4 protein-coding genes are annotated in these 2,240 nt (G+C 69.6%); all 4 read right to left on the reverse strand.

Annotation, left to right across the window (positions count from 1 at the left end; genetic code table 11):
• A partial coding sequence (locus AC27VN_RS39395) for an RNA polymerase sigma factor (RefSeq protein ID WP_490880206.1) occupies window positions 1–805 on the reverse strand: 805 nt, incomplete at its 3' end.
• 61 nt (window positions 806–866) lie between these two features.
• Complete coding sequence (locus tag AC27VN_RS39400) at window positions 867–1,295, reverse strand: YciI family protein (RefSeq protein WP_057590661.1); 429 nt, start codon at window positions 1,293–1,295, stop codon at window positions 867–869.
• Window positions 1,296–1,311: 16 nt separating this feature from the next.
• Window positions 1,312–1,743: a YciI family protein gene (locus tag AC27VN_RS39405; protein WP_296800381.1), complete on the reverse strand. Its 432-nt coding sequence runs from the start codon at window positions 1,741–1,743 to the stop codon at window positions 1,312–1,314.
• 155 nt (window positions 1,744–1,898) lie between these two features.
• Window positions 1,899–2,240 (reverse strand): bleomycin resistance protein (locus tag AC27VN_RS39410; protein WP_490880205.1); only part of this gene is annotated, 342 nt, incomplete at its 5' end.

Below are 2,240 nucleotides of genomic sequence, written 5' to 3' on the forward strand. Positions count from 1 at the left end.
GGCGGATCAGCACGTGGTCCCAGCGCGCGCGGTTCTGCTCGAGCAGCAGCACCGGCTCGCCCGAAGGCCCGACGCGTGCGGCGGTGCGCGAGGCCTGGATCTCCATCAGCGCGACCAGCCCGTGCACCTCCGACATCGCGGGCATCAGCTCGGCCACGATGCGGCCCAGCCGCAGCGCCTCCTCGCACAGCGCGGGACGCATCCAGTCGTCGCCCGCGGTGGCGGCATAGCCTTCGTTGAAGATCAGGTAGAGCACCTCGAGCACCGAGGCCAGGCGCGGCTCGAACTCGGCGCGGCGCGGCACCTCGAAGGGCACGCGCGCCTCGGCCAGGGTGCGCTTGGCACGCACGATGCGCTGCGCGACGGTGGGCTCGGTGACCAGGAAGGCGCGCGCGATCTCGTCGGTGGCGAGGCCGCCGAGCAGGCGCAGCGTGAGCGCCACGCGCGCCTCGGTCGACAGCACCGGGTGGCAGGCGGTGAAGACCAGCCGCAGCAGGTCGTCACCGATGTCGTCGTCGAGCGCGGTGTCGACCGCTTCGGCGAAATCGGCCTGCGCGATCTCGTGCCACGCATCGAGCTCGCGGCCGATCTCGCCGGCCTTGTGCTCGGCCAGCTGCAGGTGGCGCAGGCGGTCGAGCGCGCGGCGCTTGGCCACGGCGGTGAGCCAGGCCGCGGGGTTGTCGGGCACGCCGGATTCGCTCCACTGCTCGAGCGCCGAGACCAGCGCGTCCTGGGCCAGCTCCTCGGCCAGGCCCACATCGCGCACCATGCGCGCGACGGTGGCGATGATCTTGGCCGACTCCATGCGCCACACCGCCTCGACGGTGCGATGGATCGCGGCGGTGCCCGGGTTCTGGCTCACCGGCTCAGTTGGCGGGCTTCTTGAGGGTCTGCATCGAGGGGAAGGCCTCGGCGGTCAGCGCCTGCACCTCGGCCGGATAGTCCTCGACCTCCTGGATCTGGCGCACCTCGATGACCTCGTTCTCGCCGCCGGGGCAGCGCGTGGCCCATTCGATGGCGGCGGCGCGCGAGGGCACGTCGATGATCCAGAAGCCGCCGAGCACTTCCTTGGCCTCGGCGAAGGGACCGTCGACCACCGTGGGCTTGCGGCCCGGAAAGCTCACGCGCGCGCCCATCGAGGGCGGGTGCAGGCCGTCGCAACTGATCAGGATGCCGGCCTCCTGCATCGATGCGTTGTAGGCCATCATGGCCGACACCGCGTCGACGTCGTCGGGGATGGTGCCGGGCGCGGCGTTCTCGTAGCCGTGGGGGATCATCAGCAGCATGAATCGCATGGCGGTTCTCCTGGATTCAGTGGCCGGGCTTGGTGCGGGCCTCGGTCTCGGCGCGCAGGCGGTCTTCCTGCGCGAGCAGCTCGGGCGTCATCGAATCGCCGAAGTCGGCGGCCTCGAACACTTGGCGGATCTCGATCTCGCCCTCCTGGAACGGGCTGCGCTTGATCCACTCGATGGCCTCTTCCTTCGACTTCACCTGGAACAGCCAGAAGCCGGCCAGCAGCTCCTTGGTTTCGGCGAAGGGACCGTCGATGACAGTGCGCTTGGTCGGGCCCTCGCAGCGCACGCGCACGCCCTTCGAACTGGGATGCAAACCCTCGCCCGCCAGCAGCACGCCGGCCTTCACCAGTTCCTCGTTGTACTTGCCCATCGCGGTGAGGATCTCGGTGCTGGGCATCACGCCGGCTTCGGAATCCGCATTGGCCTTGACCAGAATCATGAATCGCATGTCGTTGCTCCTAGAGGGTTGGAAGTAAATCGGGAACGGCGTCGAAGTCTCGAATCTGCCTGCTCCTGTTGACACGTCGAGCGACGGCCGGCCGGATCGACAGGAATTGGCCGGGCCAGTTGTAAAAAAGCGTTTCAATTCTGGCGAGCCCGCCGCTACGGGCGGCCGCAGAAGCGCAGCACATGCCCGTCGGGCTCGCGGATCGCGAACTCGCGCGTGCCCCAAGGCTGCGACACCGGCGCCTCGATGACCGTGACGCCGCGCTTCAGATAGGCCGCATGCAGGCCGTCGATGTCGTGGCCGACCTGGATCACGAACTCGCCGCGCCAGGGACGCGGCTCGCGCGCGCCGGTCTGCCACAGGCGCAGGTAGATCGGCTGGCCGGCACCGGCCGGCAACTGCCTGACGCGGCCGTAGCTCGGCGGCTCGCCCGCGATGAAGTCGAGCTCGAAGCCCAGCACCTCGCAGAACCAGCGCGCGGCGCGGCCGACGTCGGC

Source organism: Variovorax sp. 20P10.2.4 (assembly GCF_058244205.1).